17 protein-coding genes and 1 other RNA gene are annotated in these 15,093 nt (G+C 67.9%); 9 read left to right on the top strand and 9 right to left on the bottom strand.

Annotation, left to right across the window (positions count from 1 at the left end; translation table 11 throughout):
* Positions 1 to 2: 2 nt before the first annotated feature.
* Entirely contained in the window at positions 3 to 827 is an 825-nt protein-coding gene (locus tag AWC17_RS12050) for an oxygenase MpaB family protein (RefSeq protein WP_046185583.1), read from the bottom strand.
* Positions 828 to 961: 134 nt separating this feature from the next.
* Between AWC17_RS12050 and AWC17_RS12045 the strand changes: the two genes are divergently transcribed.
* Positions 962 to 1,906, top strand: coding sequence for a cobalamin biosynthesis protein (locus tag AWC17_RS12045; protein WP_047323084.1), 945 nt, complete (start codon positions 962 to 964; stop codon positions 1,904 to 1,906).
* Here the strand turns inward: AWC17_RS12045 and AWC17_RS12040 are convergent.
* Genes AWC17_RS12040 through AWC17_RS12030 form a run of 3 tightly spaced genes read right to left on the bottom strand, consistent with a single transcriptional unit; the run spans position 1,888 to position 3,915 of the window.
* Positions 1,888 to 2,733 carry an SURF1 family cytochrome oxidase biogenesis protein gene (locus tag AWC17_RS12040; RefSeq protein ID WP_046186218.1) on the bottom strand — a complete coding sequence of 282 codons (846 nt, stop codon included), beginning with the start codon at positions 2,731 to 2,733 and terminating at the stop codon, positions 1,888 to 1,890. The two genes, AWC17_RS12045 and AWC17_RS12040, sit on opposite strands and share 19 nt — an antisense overlap.
* The gene (locus AWC17_RS12035) at positions 2,733 to 3,230 is read right to left on the bottom strand and encodes a low molecular weight protein-tyrosine-phosphatase (RefSeq protein WP_046186219.1); all 498 of its coding nucleotides are present in this window, start codon (positions 3,228 to 3,230) and stop codon (positions 2,733 to 2,735) included. Before AWC17_RS12035 ends, AWC17_RS12040 begins: the two co-directional genes overlap by 1 nt.
* Positions 3,223 to 3,915, bottom strand: coding sequence for an HAD family hydrolase (locus AWC17_RS12030; RefSeq protein WP_197083492.1), 693 nt, complete (start codon positions 3,913 to 3,915; stop codon positions 3,223 to 3,225). Before AWC17_RS12030 ends, AWC17_RS12035 begins: the two co-directional genes overlap by 8 nt.
* Before the next feature lie 81 nt (positions 3,916 to 3,996).
* Between AWC17_RS12030 and cobC the strand changes: the two genes are divergently transcribed.
* From cobC to AWC17_RS12000, 6 genes are all read left to right on the top strand, one after another.
* The gene (cobC, locus tag AWC17_RS12025) at positions 3,997 to 5,025 is read left to right on the top strand and encodes an Rv2231c family histidinol phosphate aminotransferase CobC (RefSeq protein ID WP_046186220.1); all 1,029 of its coding nucleotides are present in this window, start codon (positions 3,997 to 3,999) and stop codon (positions 5,023 to 5,025) included.
* The gene (locus tag AWC17_RS12020; protein ID WP_046186221.1) at positions 5,022 to 6,167 is read left to right on the top strand and encodes a Nif3-like dinuclear metal center hexameric protein; all 1,146 of its coding nucleotides are present in this window, start codon (positions 5,022 to 5,024) and stop codon (positions 6,165 to 6,167) included. Before cobC ends, AWC17_RS12020 begins: the two co-directional genes overlap by 4 nt.
* On the top strand, positions 6,167 to 6,904 hold the full coding sequence (locus AWC17_RS12015; protein ID WP_046186222.1) for a zinc ribbon domain-containing protein: 738 nt from the start codon (positions 6,167 to 6,169) through the stop codon (positions 6,902 to 6,904). Before AWC17_RS12020 ends, AWC17_RS12015 begins: the two co-directional genes overlap by 1 nt.
* Positions 6,901 to 8,013 carry a bifunctional RNase H/acid phosphatase gene (locus AWC17_RS12010; protein WP_047323085.1) on the top strand — a complete coding sequence of 371 codons (1,113 nt, stop codon included), beginning with the start codon at positions 6,901 to 6,903 and terminating at the stop codon, positions 8,011 to 8,013. Before AWC17_RS12015 ends, AWC17_RS12010 begins: the two co-directional genes overlap by 4 nt.
* Positions 8,014 to 8,032: 19 nt before the next feature.
* Complete coding sequence (locus AWC17_RS12005; protein ID WP_046183387.1) at positions 8,033 to 8,614, top strand: TetR-like C-terminal domain-containing protein; 582 nt, start codon at positions 8,033 to 8,035, stop codon at positions 8,612 to 8,614.
* Positions 8,615 to 8,682: 68 nt separating this feature from the next.
* Entirely contained in the window at positions 8,683 to 8,883 is a 201-nt protein-coding gene (locus AWC17_RS12000; RefSeq protein ID WP_046183388.1) for a hypothetical protein, read from the top strand.
* 14 nt (positions 8,884 to 8,897) lie between these two features.
* Here the strand turns inward: AWC17_RS12000 and AWC17_RS11995 are convergent, their stop codons facing one another.
* From AWC17_RS11995 to tpx, 3 genes are all read right to left on the bottom strand, one after another.
* Positions 8,898 to 10,418 (bottom strand): molybdopterin-dependent oxidoreductase, encoded by a 1,521-nt coding sequence (locus AWC17_RS11995; RefSeq protein WP_046183404.1) that lies wholly within the window; start codon positions 10,416 to 10,418, stop codon positions 8,898 to 8,900.
* Between the two features lie 133 nt (positions 10,419 to 10,551).
* Positions 10,552 to 10,746, bottom strand: coding sequence for a ferredoxin (locus AWC17_RS11990; RefSeq protein WP_046183389.1), 195 nt, complete (start codon positions 10,744 to 10,746; stop codon positions 10,552 to 10,554).
* Between the two features lie 171 nt (positions 10,747 to 10,917).
* Positions 10,918 to 11,412, bottom strand: coding sequence for a thiol peroxidase (gene tpx / locus AWC17_RS11985; protein ID WP_046183405.1), 495 nt, complete (start codon positions 11,410 to 11,412; stop codon positions 10,918 to 10,920).
* A gap of 190 nt (positions 11,413 to 11,602) precedes the next feature.
* Here tpx and AWC17_RS11980 point away from each other — a divergent pair, with 190 nt between their 5' ends.
* A complete protein-coding gene (locus AWC17_RS11980; RefSeq protein WP_141224597.1) occupies positions 11,603 to 12,508 on the top strand; it encodes a hypothetical protein in 906 nt (301 codons plus the stop codon).
* Between the two features lie 98 nt (positions 12,509 to 12,606).
* On the opposite strand, the gene AWC17_RS11975 is transcribed toward AWC17_RS11980, so the two are convergent.
* Together AWC17_RS11975 and AWC17_RS11970 are read right to left on the bottom strand one after the other, a co-directional pair.
* Positions 12,607 to 13,776 carry a cytochrome P450 gene (locus tag AWC17_RS11975; RefSeq protein WP_046183391.1) on the bottom strand — a complete coding sequence of 390 codons (1,170 nt, stop codon included), beginning with the start codon at positions 13,774 to 13,776 and terminating at the stop codon, positions 12,607 to 12,609.
* Positions 13,777 to 13,862: 86 nt separating this feature from the next.
* Positions 13,863 to 14,573 (bottom strand): 2OG-Fe(II) oxygenase, encoded by a 711-nt coding sequence (locus tag AWC17_RS11970; RefSeq protein WP_046183392.1) that lies wholly within the window; start codon positions 14,571 to 14,573, stop codon positions 13,863 to 13,865.
* A 114-nt stretch (positions 14,574 to 14,687) separates the two neighbouring features.
* Here AWC17_RS11970 and rnpB point away from each other — a divergent pair.
* Positions 14,688 to 15,088: RNase P RNA component class A (gene rnpB, locus AWC17_RS11965), an RNA gene on the top strand.
* The last annotated feature ends 5 nt before the right edge of the window (positions 15,089 to 15,093 follow it).

Raw genomic sequence — 15,093 nt, 5'->3', positions numbered from 1 at the left:
TCCTAGACGATCCGCCAACCCCGTCGCGCGCGAAATCGCATGTCCCACAGGTACATCTGGTAGCCGAGGATCCAGATCCCGTGCGGTAGGAAGAGGTCGGCCAGCCGCAGCGCCGCCAGCATCCGCTCGAACCGGCGCTGCTGACGCTGCGACCAGTCCAGCCGCATCATCGCCCGGAACTCCGGCGCCAAGAACCCCGTCGTCGCAAACAGGTTGAATGGTCCGGCCAGAACACGCAACGGCCACGGCAGGAATGCCAGCGACGCCACGCCCCGCAGGTGATCTCGCACCGGAGGATCGATGCGCAGCTCGTCCAGCGAGCGCTTCCAGTACTCGTCGAACGCCGCCCGGTCCGCGGGCCACATGTCCTCGGGCACCTGCAGCGTGGTGGCAAGCCGCTTGGCGTCGAGATACACGGCGTCGGCGGCGGCCGGGCCATCCAGATCGAGGGGGCCATAGAGGAACTCGTGCTGGTCGACGAAATAGCGATACAGGCACGAGGCCACCCACAGCTGCAGCTTTGGGTCAAAGGCGTTGTAGGACACCGGGCTTGACGACGTGGAACGGACCTGCCGGTGCGCGATGTCCACGGCGCCGCGGATCAACGCGCGGTCGGACTCGGTTCCGATGGTGGCGACCGCGAGGTAGGTGCCGGTGGTGCGCGCCCGCTTGAACGGATGCTTGTAGACGTTGCCGCTGTCCACCGGGCTTTCCAGCACGCCATACCCGACGCCGGGCAAGGACAACTGCATGATGACGTTCGCGGCGGGCAGCAGCATCGCCGCCGGGTTCAACAGGTCGGCGACCCGGGTCGCGGGCCGCTTCATCGCGGACGACGCCATGTCTTCGAGTGAACCACGTATCGCGGCCGAGACGTTGTATCCGCCCGAAAACGGGCATGCATGGGCGGCCATCCTGTCGGCCGCTTAGCCGGGTCGGCCGCGTGTGAGACGCTGCCAGGGTGTTGGCGACGCGGACCCGGTTTGCCGGCGTGCTGGCCGGCTACCTGGCCGACGTCGCGCTGGGCGACCCCGCACGAGGGCATCCGGTCGCGGCGTTCGGCCGGGCCGCCGGCGAGTTGGAGCACCTGACCTACCGCGACAGCCGGGTCGCGGGGGTGGTGCACGTCGGCGTGCTGGTCGGGGGAGTGAGCTTGCTCGGCGCCGCGCTGCAACGCGCCGCCGACCGCGGCGGCCGGCCCTGGTCGATCGCCGCCACCGCCGCGGCCACCTGGATATCGGTGGGCGGAACCTCGTTGGCGCGCACCGGCCTGGCGATGTCGGAACTGCTGGAACGCGGAGACATCGAGGCCGCGCGCAGGCTGCTGCCGTCGCTGTGCGGACGCGACCCGGCATGGCTGGACGGCGCCGGCCTGACGCGTGCGTCGCTGGAATCGGTCGCTGAAAACACGTCCGACGCCCAGGTGGCCCCGCTGCTGTGCGCGGCCGTGGCCGGGGTGCCCGGGGTGCTGGCGTACCGCGGCATCAACACGTTGGACTCGATGATCGGCTATCGCTCGGCACGCTATGCCCGATTCGGTTGGGCCGCAGCAAGATTGGACGACGCAGCCAACTACGTCGGCGCGCGGGCGACGGCGGTGCTAGTGGTGATGTTCGCGCCTCTCGTCAGCGGCTCACCCTCGGGTGCGGTGCGGGCCTGGCGACGTGATGCCGCCCGTCACCCCAGCCCCAACGCCGGTGTCGTCGAGGCCGCCTTCGCCGGAGCGCTGGGGGTGCGGCTGGGCGGGCCCACCCAGTACCGCCACGAGTTGCAGATCCGGCCCACCCTGGGCGATGGCCACGAGCCGACGGTGGCCGACCTGCGCCGAGCGGTGGCGCTGTCGCGGACGGTGCAGGCGGGCGCCGCGCTGCTGGCGGGGCTGCTGTGCTACCTGCGGCGGCCGTAGCGGTCGGCGAGTTTCGCCTCCACGGTCTTCGGGACCTCCTGGGCCTCTGAAGCCGCCGCCGCGGATTGCTGTTGCTTCTCCCGGCGGCGGGCGCGGATCTCGGAATACGCGAAGTAGCCCAATCCGAGCGGGGCAAAGATGCCGAAGGTAATCCACTGGATGCCGTAGGACAGGAACGGCCCGGCGTCCAGGTGCGGCACGCCGACCACGCCGAGACCGCCGGGCTGGTCCTCGGTCAACTGAAGATAGGAGCTTGCCAGCGGGACCTTGGTCAGCGCCGCGACCTGCTCGGTGCTGATCGAATACACCTGCTGCACACCGTCTTGGGTGAAGGGGTCCTTGCCCGGGGCGACCGGCTCGGAATCGCGCAGCCGCGCGGTGATGGTGACCGTGTCCTGGGGAGGGCGGGGGATCGGCGGGACATGGGATCCTTGCTCGGGCCGCACGTAACCCCGGTCGACGAGCACGGTGGGTCCATCACCGACGACGAACGGTGCCAGCACCTCGAATGCCGGTTTGCCCTCGATCACCCGCAACCGGGCCAGCACCTGGACGTCGGGCAGGTAATGCCCGGTGGCCGTCACGCGGCGCCACTGCGCGTTCGGGGCCGACGAATCCTGCTGCGGCAGCAGCGTTTTGAGTGGGACCGGGTCGGTGTTGAGGGAATACTCGATCTGACGGTTCTCCCGCGAGGTCCGGTTGTGCTTGCCCAGCTGCCAGGGCGCCAGCACCGTGAAGCACAGGTAGGTGAAGGCGATGACCACCAGCGCCAGCGCTATCCAGCCCGGTCGCAGCAAGAACGCCAGCCCCCGCTTCAAACTGGGCATCAAGGCGATCCGTTCCGGTCGAGTCGATCGTCGACCCAGGCGTGCAGGCCGGGCAACGAGGCCTCGATGACGGCGAAGACGTCCTCGAAGTCCTGCGCGTCGCCGTAGTAGGGGTCGTCGACGTCGTGGGGGTGAGCGCCCGAACGCGGATCGAAGGACCGCAACATCCGCACCCGCTCCTCGTCGACGCCCAGCTCGCGCAACATCCGAAGATGGTTGCGGCCCAGCGCCACCACCAGGTCGGCCGCCAGATGGTCGGCATCGACCTGGGCGGCGCGGTGGTCGGTGGAGTAGCCGTGGGCACGCAGCACGTCGGTCGCCCGGTTGTCGGCGCATTCGCCGACATGCCAGTTGCCGGTGCCCGCGCTGGTCACGCGCACCGCGTCAGCCAGGCCGCGGCGGCGCAACTGATCGGCGAACATCTTCTCGGCCATCACCGACCGGCAGATGTTCCCCGTGCAGACGAACGTGACGTGTAGCGGCTCGCGGTCAGACACCCAGCACCGCCCGCAGTTCGTCGATGGTCGCGGCGTGCGTCACCACCGTGGTCCCGGCGGCCGTCGCGCCGTCGGGGAAGTCGGCCCGCCCGTAGCCCCAGCCGACCACCACGGTGTCGATGCCGTGCGCGGCCGCGCCGTGCACGTCGTGGCTGCGGTCGCCGACCATGAGCACTCGCTCGGGCAGCGGCTGCAGCTGCTCCAATGCGTGCGCCAGCACGTCGACCTTGGTTTTCCGCGACCCGTCGGGGCTCGCCCCGGCGATGACCTCGAAATGCTGGTCGAGCCCGAAATGGGCGAGGATGCGCCGCGCCGTCGGCTCCAGCTTCGAGGTGGCCACGGCCAGCCGGACGCCGGCGGCGCTCAGGTCGGCCAACAGCGGCTCGATGCCGTCGAACAGCGTGTTCATCGCCCAGCCCCGGCTGCCATATTCGGCGCGGAAGGCGGTGATCGCCTGCTCGGCGTCCTCGCCCAGCATGGTGCGGAAGGTGTCGTCCATCGGCGGGCCCACGATCTGCGCCACCAGATCGCCGTCGGGCACCGCGACGCCGACGTGGTCGAGCGCGTGCAGGAAGCTGGCCACAATGCCCTCCGCAGAGTCGGTGAGCGTGCCGTCGAGGTCGAAGATCACCAGCTGCGTTGTCAGGCGCGGCGAAGGGCGATCGGTGGACGTTGTGCCTGTCACCTCACCATTGTCCTCGATGGTCCCGGCCGGGTGTGACGGTGTCGCTGCCACGCGCCCAAGCGGCCCACTAGTGTTTCTCGGATGGCGAGTCTGAACCTGAGCCCGCCTGCGGTGCGCTATCACGGTGATCAGGCCGTCGCACCCGGGATGCTGGATTTCGCCGTCAACGTCCGTCACGCGCAACCGACCGAGTGGCTGGTGCGGCGTCTGGCCGCCCGGCTGCCGGATTTGGCGCGCTACCCGAGCGCCCAGGACGTGCAGTCGGCGCAGGACGCGGTCGCCGAAAGGCACGGCCGGCGACCCGACGAGGTGCTGCCGCTGGCCGGCGCGGCGGAGGGGTTCGCGTTGTTGAGCAACCTGCGTCCGGCGCGGGTGGCGATCGTCGCGCCCTCGTTCACCGAGCCGGCCGACGCGCTGACCGCCGCCGGGGTGCCCGTGCACCACGTCGTGCTCGAGCCGCCCTTCAGCCTGGAAGGGGTGACCATTCCCGACGACGCCGACCTCGTCGTGGTGGGCAACCCGACCAACCCCACCGCGGTGGTGCACACCCGCGAGCAGCTCCTCGCGTTGCGTCGGCCCGGCCGCATCCTGGTGGTCGACGAGGCGTTCGCCGATTCGATCCCCGGCGAACCGGAGTCGCTGGCCGGTGACTCGCTGCCCGACGTGCTGGTGCTGCGCAGCCTGACCAAGACGTGGGCGCTCGCGGGATTGCGGGTGGGCTACGCCCTGGGGGCACCGGAGGTGCTGGCCCGGTTGACCGCCCAGCGTGCCCACTGGCCGGTGGGGACGCTGCAGCTGACGGCCATCGCGGCGTGTTGCAGCAGGCAGGCCGTCGCCGAAGCGGCGGCCGGTACAGTGCGGCTGGCCGAGTTGCGCGCCGAGATGGTGGCCGGTTTGACGTCGGTGGGCGCCGACGTGGTCGACGGCCGGGCCCCGTTCGTGCTGTTCCGCACCCCGGACGCCGCCCGGATTCGAAAGACATTGTGGGACAGGGAGATTGCCATCCGTCGCTGTGATACGTTCGTCGGCTTGGACGAGCGCTACCTGCGGGCCGCGGTGCGCCGGGAGTGGCCGCTGCTGATCCAAGCCATTTCGGAGGTGCACCGGTGAGCGTGCGGCTGGCCGACGTGATCGGCGTGCTGGACGAGGCCTACCCGCCGCGGCTGGCCGAATCGTGGGACTCGGTGGGGCTGGTGTGCGGCGACCCCGACGATGCGCTCGAGTCGGTGACCGTTGCGGTCGACGCGACGCCGGCGGTCGTCGACGAAGTTCCCCAGGGCGGCCTGCTGCTGGCCCATCACCCGTTGCTGCTGCGCGGAGTCGACACGGTGGCCGCCAGCACCCCCAAGGGCGCGCTGGTGCACCGGTTGATCCGCACGGGGCGTTCGTTGTTCACCGCGCACACCAACGCCGACTCGGCCTCACCGGGCGTGTCCGACGCGCTGGCTCAGGCCCTCGGCCTCACCGTCGAAGCGCCCCTGGAGCCGCGAACGGGCGCGCCCGACCTCGACAAGTGGGTCATCTACGTGCCGCGTGAGAACGCGGAAGCGGTGCAGGCGGCCGTGTTCGAGGCCGGTGCCGGGCACATCGGCGACTATTCACACTGCAGCTGGAGCGTCAGCGGCATCGGGCAGTTCCTGCCGCACGACGGGGCGTCTCCCGCGGTGGGCAGCGTCGGAACCGTCGAGCGGGTGGCCGAAGACCGGTTCGAGGTCGTGGCGCCCGCGCGGATCCGGGCCGCCGTGCTGGCGGCGATGCGCGCCGCCCATCCCTACGAGGAGCCCGCCTTCGATGTCTTCGCGTTGCTGCCCCCGCCCGGTGACGCCGGGCTGGGCCGCATCGGCACCTTGGCCCGGCCCGAACCGCTGCGCGACTTCGTGTCCCGCGTCGACGGCGCCCTGCCGCGCACGGCGTGGGGCGTCCGCGCGGCGGGCGACCCCGACATGCCGGTGTCCCGAGTCGCCGTCTGCGGCGGCGCCGGGGACTCGCTGCTCGCGACCGCGGCCGGCGCGGGCGTGCAGGCCTACGTCACGGCCGACCTGCGGCACCATCCGGCCGACGAGCATCGCCGGGCCTCCGGTGTGGCACTGATTGACGTGGCCCACTGGGCGAGTGAATTCCCCTGGTGCGACCAGGCCGCCGACCTGCTGCGATCCCGTTTTGGTGGGGCCCTGTCGGTGCGGGTATGCACCATTCGCACCGACCCCTGGAACATGGGGCAGTGCGGCGAAGAGACCGGGAGTGACCAGTGATGAAGGCCGAAATCGCCCAGCAGCGTTCGTTGCTCGAGCTGTCGAAGCTGGATGCCGAGCTGTCCCGGATCACGCACCGGGCCAGCCATCTGGCGGAGCAACAGACCCACGAGCGGCTGCAGGAGGAGCTGAACGCCGCCGGTGACCGGGTGGGCGCCATCCGAATCGCGTTGGAGGACATCGACGTTCAGGTGGCACGATTCGAGTCCGAAATCGAGGCGGTCCGGCAGCGCGAAGACCGTGACAGGTCGTTGCTGCAGTCCGGTACCGCCGACGCGAAGCAGCTGTCGGATCTGCAGCACGAGCTGGAGACGCTGACGCGGCGCCAGGCCAGTCTGGAAGATTCGTTGTTGGATGTGATGGAGCGACGCGAGGAGTTGCAGTCCCAGCTGGATGAGGCGCAGGGCAAGGTCGAGGCGTTGCAGGCCGAATTGGACGGCGCCCGGCAGGCTCTCGACGCCGCACTCGCCGAAATCAGCGAAACCCGGCAGGCGCATTCCTCGCGCCGCGACACGCTGAGCGCCGGACTGGACCCCGACCTGTCCGCGCTTTACGAACGGCAGCGCGCCGGGGGAGGGCCGGGCGCCGGGCCGTTGCTGGGGCGCCGGTGCGGTGCCTGCCGCCTCGAGATCGACCGCGGCGAAATGTCCCGCATCTCCACCGCCGCCGAAGACGACGTGGTGCGATGCCCGGAGTGTGGCGCGATCCTGTTGCGGGTCAAGGGGTTCGACCAGTGAAAGTCGTGATCGAGGCCGACGGCGGGTCGCGCGGCAACCCCGGCCCGGCCGGATACGGCGCCGTGGTGTGGACCGCGGACCGCTCGACGGCGCTGGCGGAAACTAAGCAGGCCATCGACCACGCCACCAACAACGTGGCCGAATACCGGGGGCTGCTGGCCGGTTTGGATGATGCCCTGCGGGTCGGCGCCACCGAGGCCGCGGTCTTCCTGGATTCCAAACTGTTGGTGGAGCAGATGTCGGGGCGGTGGAAGGTCAAGCACCCCGACCTGATCGAACTGCACACCCAGGCCCGAAAGCTGGCGGCGCGGTTCGAGCGGATCAGCTACACGTGGATTCCACGGGACCGCAACTCGTATGCCGATCGGTTGGCCAACGAGGCGATGGACGCCGCCGCCGCCAGCGACCCGGCGGGAGAACCCGAGCAGCCCGCGGCGGAGCCCGCGACAACCGCCGCGGCGCAATCCCCGCAGGCACCCGGCTGGACCGGAGCGCGCGGGACACCGACCAGGCTGCTGTTGCTGCGACACGGACAGACCGAGCTGTCGGCCCAGCGCCGCTATTCGGGCCGCGGCAACCCGGCGCTCACCGAAGTGGGTCGCCGGCAGGCCGACGCCGCGGCGCGCTATCTGGCACAACGCGGCGGGATTTCGGCGGTGTTCGCCTCGCCGCTGCAGCGGGCCTACGACACCGCGGCCAGGGCCGCCAAGGCGCTCGGCCTGGACGTGACCGTCGACGACGACTTGATCGAAACCGATTTCGGCGCCTGGGAGGGGCTGACGTTCGGTGAGGCCGCCGAGCGCGACCCGGAGCTGCACGGCCGCTGGCTTCGTGACACCGGCGCCACCCCGCCGGGCGGTGAAAGCTTCGACGACGTACTCGACCGGGTCGTCAAGGCCCGCGAACGAATCATCGCCGCGCATCAGGGCACGACGGTGCTGGTGGTGTCCCACGTGACGCCGATCAAGATGCTGCTGCGGCTCGCGCTGGAGGCCGGGCCGGGCATCCTCTACCGGTTGCACCTCGACCTGGCGTCGCTGAGCATCGCCGAATTCTATTCCGACGGGGCGTCTTCCGTGCGCCTGGTGAACCAAACCGGATACCTCTAGCTGGTGCAAGGAGACGTCGATGCAGCCGTCTGAGCCGACCCACGAATCCGTTCCCGCGGACATCCGGGCGCGGGTGATGCCGGCGGTGCTCGACGAGTTGTCCCGTTGGGGTGTCGAGCGGTTCAGCGTCGAGGCCTTGGCCGAGCGTCACCGCCTCGACGCGGCGATGGTGTACCGGCACTGGGGAGATCGGCGCCAACTCATCGTCGATGCGGTGCTTTCTGATGTCGAGAAAGTGAGTTCGGGAACCGACACCGGCTCATTGCGCGGAGACCTACGGGCCTTGGCCCGCAATGTGACCAATCGGATCAACACCGAGGTCGGCCGCACCCTACTGCGCGCGCTGGTGATGGACCGCCGCGGCGGGCACGACGAAGTCACCCGATTGAGGTTCTGGCGAGCACATTTCGCCGCCATGCGCGCGGTCGTGGACCGGGCCAGGGAACGGGGCGAATTGCGCGAGGGCGTCAACACCCTGGCTGCGGTTCAAATAGTGCTGGCGCCGCTCAACATTCGTGCCCTGTACTCCGACGTTCCCGTCGACAACGACTATTGCGAGGCCATCGTCGACATGGCGTGGCATGCGCTCGCACGCAGATGAGTGTGGGCACTTCGCAGTGAATTGGCGTAGACCTTCTCCGGCCCTCTCCGGCCGCGTAGCATCCCCGTATGAGAAGGACATTCGTCGCTACCCTCGCCTTCGGGTTGATCCTGGCGTTGTTCGGTTTGATCTGGGCGCTTCAGGGATTCGGAGTGCTTGGTGGTAGCCCGATGAGCAACACCACGACCTGGTCCGTCATTGGTCCCATCACGGTGGTGATCGGCATCGTGATCGCGGTGGTCAGCTGGCGGAAACTCTCTTCGAAATAGCGAGGAAGAGTGCCTCACGCCCCCGCCACGGTGAAGTCCACCGTGTGCCAGCCGGTGGCGCCGTCGGGGACGGGAGGGACCCGATCCGCGGTCTGAGTGGCTCCGGTGTTGTCGGTGGCGCGCACGGTGATGGTGTGCTTCCCAGGGCTGTTCGCCTGCCAGGGAAAGCTCCACAGCCGCCAGGTCTCGTTGGAATAGCTCGCGCCCTGTTCGGCGGGCTGCCACCCGCCGCCGTCGATGCGGACTTCCACGGCCCGCACGCCACGATTCTGCGCCCACGCGACACCGCCGAACACCACGGGGCCCATCGGCACCTGCTGACCACCTTTCGGCACGTCGATCCGCGACTCGGTCTTGATGGGTGCACGCGGTGCCCAGCCCTGCCGCGTCCAGTACGCCTCTGCTTTGTCGAAGCGGGTCAGCTCGATCTCGACGACCCACTTGGTGGCCGACACGTACCCATAGAGCCCGGGCACGACCAACCGGGCCGGGTAGCCATGCTCGATCGGCAGGGGCTGACCGTTGAGGGCGACCGCCAGGAGCGCGTCGCGGCCATCGGTGAGCGCATCCACCGGCGTGCCGGCGGTGAACCCGTCGATCGACGTCGAGAGCAACATGTCGGCGTCCGGGTGCACGCCGGCCGCCGCCAGCAGATCGGCCACCCGGTAGCCGGTCCAGACTCCGGTCGAAATGAGATCGCCACCAACGGGATTCGATACGCAGGTTAGCGTCGCCACCTTCTCGACCACGTCAAAACCGGCGAGGTCGGCGAAGCTGTAAGTAGCTTCGCGCTCCACCATGCCGTGGATGCGCAGCCGCCAGTCGCCGTGGCTGAGTTGGGGAACAGTGAGCGCGGTGTCCACCCGGTAGAAGTCGGCGCTGGGGGTGACAAAGCTCGGTAGCGCAACGCCCTTCGGTTGCACATCGGCTGGTATTGGGGGCGCCAATGTGCGCGGTCGGGGAAGCGTGAAGCTGTTGCGGTCGGCGGCCACCGAATGCACCAGCCGCGTGATGACCGCACCGGCCACGCCGCTCACTACTCCGAATCCGAGCAGTCCGAGCGCGACCAACCTGCGCCTGCCGGCATCCGGTTCGTCGTGATCGGCTCCATCTTTGCGGTCTGTCGGGCTGCGCCAGAACCGACGGGTGAGCCAGCGTAGGGCCGCCACGCCGCAGGCCGTGCCTGCGACGGTGGGGATCGTGTCGAGTGCTGTCGCGCCCTGCCGCGACAGCACCGCGACGCATCCGAGCGCGCCCGCCGCGGCGATCGCGGCGCTGCCGACCGGGCGGCGCTGAGTCTCGAGGGTTCCGGCGATTGCAGCGATCGCAGCGATCACCACCAGCACCGCTACGGCTACGAAGAGTTTGTCCAGAGAGCCCAGGGTCTGAATCGCCCACTCTTTGACGGGGCCCGGTGTCAGGTCGACGACCGCTGAGCCGATCGCGGCACGTGCATCGGCCCGCGCACCGAACGGGATGCCCACCAGCTGGGCCACCCCGAGCGCGACGGCCGCGGCGGCGACCCCGGCGATCATCCGTTCGTTCGACGGCGCGACGGCCACCGGAGCTACTGTACTCGCGTCCGGAGTTGTTGACGGCTAACACTTTGCGGTGCAGGCGAATCCTCGCACCGGCATCCGTGCGATGCCCGGGTGATCCTGGTCTGCTTCAACGGGATAGAGAGATTGCGCCTTCGGGGCAGTTTTTCTCGGCGGTGACGGCTTGCGCCTCGAGTTCACCGGAGACCTCGGCGACGAGCACGACGGAGTGGCCCACCTCGTCGGCGTCGAAGACGTCGGGCGCCAGGGTGTAGCAGCGCCCGTGCCCAGTGCAACGGTCGGCGTCGACGACGACCTCAGTCATTAGCGCCGCTCCTTCTCATCGCCCCGCCTCTGCATCGTCGCCGGCGCGGGTCACGGCAGACGCATCCTAAGCTTAGTTCGCGAATGGCGCACGAGGTTGTCCCGGAGATGGCCCGGTCTATTGGCGGCCGTTTGCGCGGGTACCCGCCGGGCGGCGCCCGCTCAGAACCGCTCAGCTCAGCACGGCCAGCGCAGTGTCGTAGTTAGGCTCCTGCTCGATTTCTGGCACCAATTCCGTGTATGCGACATTGCCGTCGGCGCTAACCACCACGACGGCCCGGGCAAGGAGCCCCGCCATCGGACCGTCGGCGATCGTGACGCCGTAGTCCTCGCCGAAGCTGTCACGGAACGCCGAAGCTGTCTTGACGTTGTCGATGCCTTCGGCGCTGCAGAATCGTTGAAATGCGAACGGCAGGTCTTTTGACACGCACACCACGGACACACCGGTTCCCGCGGCGCGCTCGTTGAAGGTCCGCACGGTCGTCGCGCAAATCGCGATATCGACGGACGGGAAAATGTTCAGCACCAAGGGCTTGCCGCGAAACTGCTCGGTACTGATCACCCACAGGTCGGAGCCGATCAAGTTGAAGGCCGGGGCTTCAGATCCGATGGCAGGCAGCTCGCCCACAGTGTTGATCGGGTTTCCATTCAAGGTTATCTGTGCCATGGGCACAGTCTGCCAGGCCCGCTTGAGTCAGGTTCGGATGTCGATGAATTAGTGGGGTACGGGGGACATGGCGTAGGCGTGCCTCCGGCCAACACCGAATCCATCTACGCCAACCACTCACTCAGTCGCCGTCGAGAGGAAGCCAGCGAAAGTTCGGCCCGTGGGGGCGTATCTGGGCAATAATCACCACATGAGTGATGGACTCAAACGCCGCTGGCAACGAGCAACTCAGTTCAGCTATCTCAGCCCATTCGAACGCAGGCTCAACCGATCGCTCTGGGCGCTGGCGTGCGTTGCCCTGTCCTACTGCATTGCTCAGCATGTGTTGCTCGCCAACATTCCCGAAGTCTTCCCAGGTGGTGAGCGACTCGGCAGTGTTCTTTTCCACCTCGCCAACGGCTACGTGGAAGCGTTCATCTTTTACCTGCTAGTAGTCCGGCTGCCGTTGCGGCGAGATCGCCGAAACATCTATAAGAACCTGGAACCGCTGATCGCACGCGTCGTTGGCGAGGCGATTAGCCTCATGGGCACGCTGCACCAAGCGGCCGGCTTCGATAGCCATCGAGAGAATACGTTGGCGAACGTTCAAGAGACGTGTAGCAAGATTGGACCAGAAACGCCTACCAATATGCTGATTGCGTCGGCCAGCCCTACTGCGCACGCCCCAATGTTGGATGCGATTCACTATCACATGGACCGCGCCCGCCAGGTAAATCGAGATATTCTCGACCTGTCAGCATTCGTCGCGTCGGATGTCATCTGCCTTGTGAACGACATCGAAAGCCAGGGCTATTTCAGAGCGTTTGAGTTCGTCTACCCCTTGTTCAAGGCTAACCAGCTCAGTAAGTCCGACCTGTCGTTTCTCAGTCGACACATCTTCGACTATCTATTGCTTGCCGACCGACTTGACGCCTACCGCCGCGACTTCCTTCCGGCACCGTTACCGCGACCCGAGTACCTCATTTCAGGCTCAATGCGCGATAGTGACGAAGTTCCGCTACGACACTTCTCGACTCCCGAGCGAGGAGGCGAAGGAAACAGGATGCCAAAGAGGCCCGGTGAAGAGCACCGAGCCTCTCAGGCCGTCAAGGTCTGAGCAGCGTCGTAACCGCGAACAACGCCGCCCTCGTGCGGGAAGGTCAGCGCTGCACGTAAGGGAACCGTCCGATCCGGCTATAGGTCGTCGTAGTAGCGCTAAGACGCCGAAAAGACCAGCGGCAGCGACTCCACCGACCGCAGCGCGGCGGTGTAGCTCAGCTGGGTGCCGGGCTTGATCTCGTAATCCGGTATGCGCCGGTGGAATTCGCGCAACGCCACCCGCAGCTCCATGCGGGCGAGGTGGGAGCCGAGGCAGCGGTGCGGGCCGCCGCCAAATGCGCGGTGCCGGTTCGGGTTGCGGGTGAAGTCCACCAGCTCCGGATCGGCGAACTCGGCCGGGTCGGTGTTGGCCGCGCCCAGTAACGGGCTGACCCGTTCGCCCTTGCTGATGGGACACCCGCCCACCTCGACGTCTTGGATGGCGACTCGAGCGACGCCGGGGACCGGTGTCTCCCAGCGCAACAACTCCTCGATGGCGCTGGGCAGCACGTCGGGCTGCTCGACCAGCTGATGACGATGGTCGGGGTGGCGCGCCAGGTACACGAAGAAGCAGTCGAGCGAGTCGGTGACCGTATCCAGGCCGGCGATCAGGAACAGGAAGCAGATGTCGAGGAGCTCTTCGCGCGACAGCGGTTGTCCGGCGATGTCGGCGGCAATCATCGCCGACAGCACGTCGTCGCGGGGGCTGGCGATGTGGTCGTCGATGGCGCGGTCGAAGTAGTCGTAGATCTGCTGCGCCACCCCTGCGGAACTTTCGTGGCGGCGGTCGAAGCCGGAGTCGCCCTCCGGGCGGATCACGCCGTCCTTCCATTCCAGAAACCTGTCGAGGTCCTCCAGCGGCAACCCGAGCAATTGCAGGAAGACGGTGCACGGCAGGGGCACAGCGAATTCGGCGTGGAAGTCGCATTCGCCCCGATCGGCGAATCGGTCGATCATCTCGTTCACCAGCTCGGTGACGCGGGGTTCGCGCCGCGCCATCTCCCGCGGGGTGAACAGCGGGTCCAGGATGCGGCGGTACTTCGCGTGCTCGGGCGGGTCGATCTGCAGGGGGATCAGGGGCCGCACGTTGCCCAGATCGACCGCGTCCATGTTCGACGAGAACAATTCGGTGTGCTTGAGTGCCATCTCGATGTCGGCCAGGCGGCTGAGAACGACCGCCTGGGGCGACCGGAACACCGGGCTCGATTCGCGCAACGCCTTGTACATCGGTTGCGGCTCCGCGAGACCCGTCACCGTCTGGTCGACGAACCCTTCGGTTTCTGTCATCTGGTCAGACTGGCACCAACATCCCCGCTGGGCAATGGTCAATGCTAAGCGGTCGCCCAATCGACGTGCGGCGGGCCGGATAACCCTCAGGCGGCGTCGTGAAAGATCAGTCCCATGGCATAGCGTTCGCCGGAGCGCACGACCGACACACCGTGGCGAACCGGTCCCGCGGACCAGCCCCGGCTCGAGGTGACCGGCCGCTCCCGCGTGGTGAACACGAACCCGTGCCCCTGTGGCAATTGCGTTGCGGTGCCACGGGATTGTGCGCGCGCCCGCTGTTCGACGAGCAGGAATTCGCCGCCGGTGTAGTCGGTGTCGGGTTGGCTCAGGTTGATCACCACCTGTAGCGGAAAGACCAAATCCCCGTACAGGTCTCGATGCAGCGCGTTCCAGTCGCCCGCGCCGTACTTGAGCATCAGCGCGGTGGACCTGGTCTGGCCGGCCGCGTGGCAGGTTGCCAGCCAATCGTCGAGACTGTCCGGCCAGGGCGCAGCGCGGCCCAACTTGCCCCACCAGTCGCGGGCTATCGGCAACAGCCGGGGATACAGCGCTTGTTTGAGCTCTTCGATCGGTTCGGGATAGGGCGCGTGGAAGTAGCGATACTGTCCGGCGCCGTAGCGCCTGGGCGCCATGTCGATGGTCGAGCGGAACAGGCCGTCGTCGCTGTAGAGCTTGCGGAGCCGGGCCGCTTCGCTGGTGGTGATGAGCCCGGGCAGCAGCGCCCCGCCGTACTCGTCGAGCGTGGCGGCGATGTCGTCCCAGTCGCCGGAGTCGACGCGCTTCTTCCACCGGGACATCTGCGTCCTTCCGTATGCCTGTCTGCGAGGTCCACGATAGGGCCGCCCCGGGCCCCGTCCAGCGATAGTTGCTGGCCCTGGGATCGCGCAGGTAGTACCGTGGATCGTCGCGGACGAGTTGGCCGGGCGGCCGCGGACCGTCGCAAGGCGGTTCGAGGAAAGTCCGGACTTCACAGAGCAGGGTGATTGCTAACGGCAATCCGAGGTGACTCGCGGGAAAGTGCCACAGAAAACAACCGCCACCCTCGCGGTGGTAAGGGTGAAACGGTGCGGTAAGAGCGCACCAGCATTCCGGGTGACCGGGATGGCTAGGCAAACCCCACCCGAAGCAAGGCCAAGTAGGCCGCACCGCAAGTGCGGCCGCGCAGGCGTTCGAGGGCTGCTCGCCCGAGCCTGCGGGTAGGCCGCTTGAGGCACCCGGCAACGGAGTGTCCAGATGGATGGTCGCCGCTGCGCATCTCCGGCCGCGCCGGAGGTGTGCGGAACAGAATCCGGCTTACAGGCCAACTCGTCCGCCCCG

The organism is Mycobacterium nebraskense, from assembly GCF_002102255.1.
Classification (GTDB): Bacteria; Actinomycetota; Actinomycetes; order Mycobacteriales; family Mycobacteriaceae; genus Mycobacterium; species Mycobacterium nebraskense.
The sequence above is the reverse complement of the archived record's forward strand: the minus strand, read 5'-3'. Positions and strand labels throughout refer to the sequence as shown.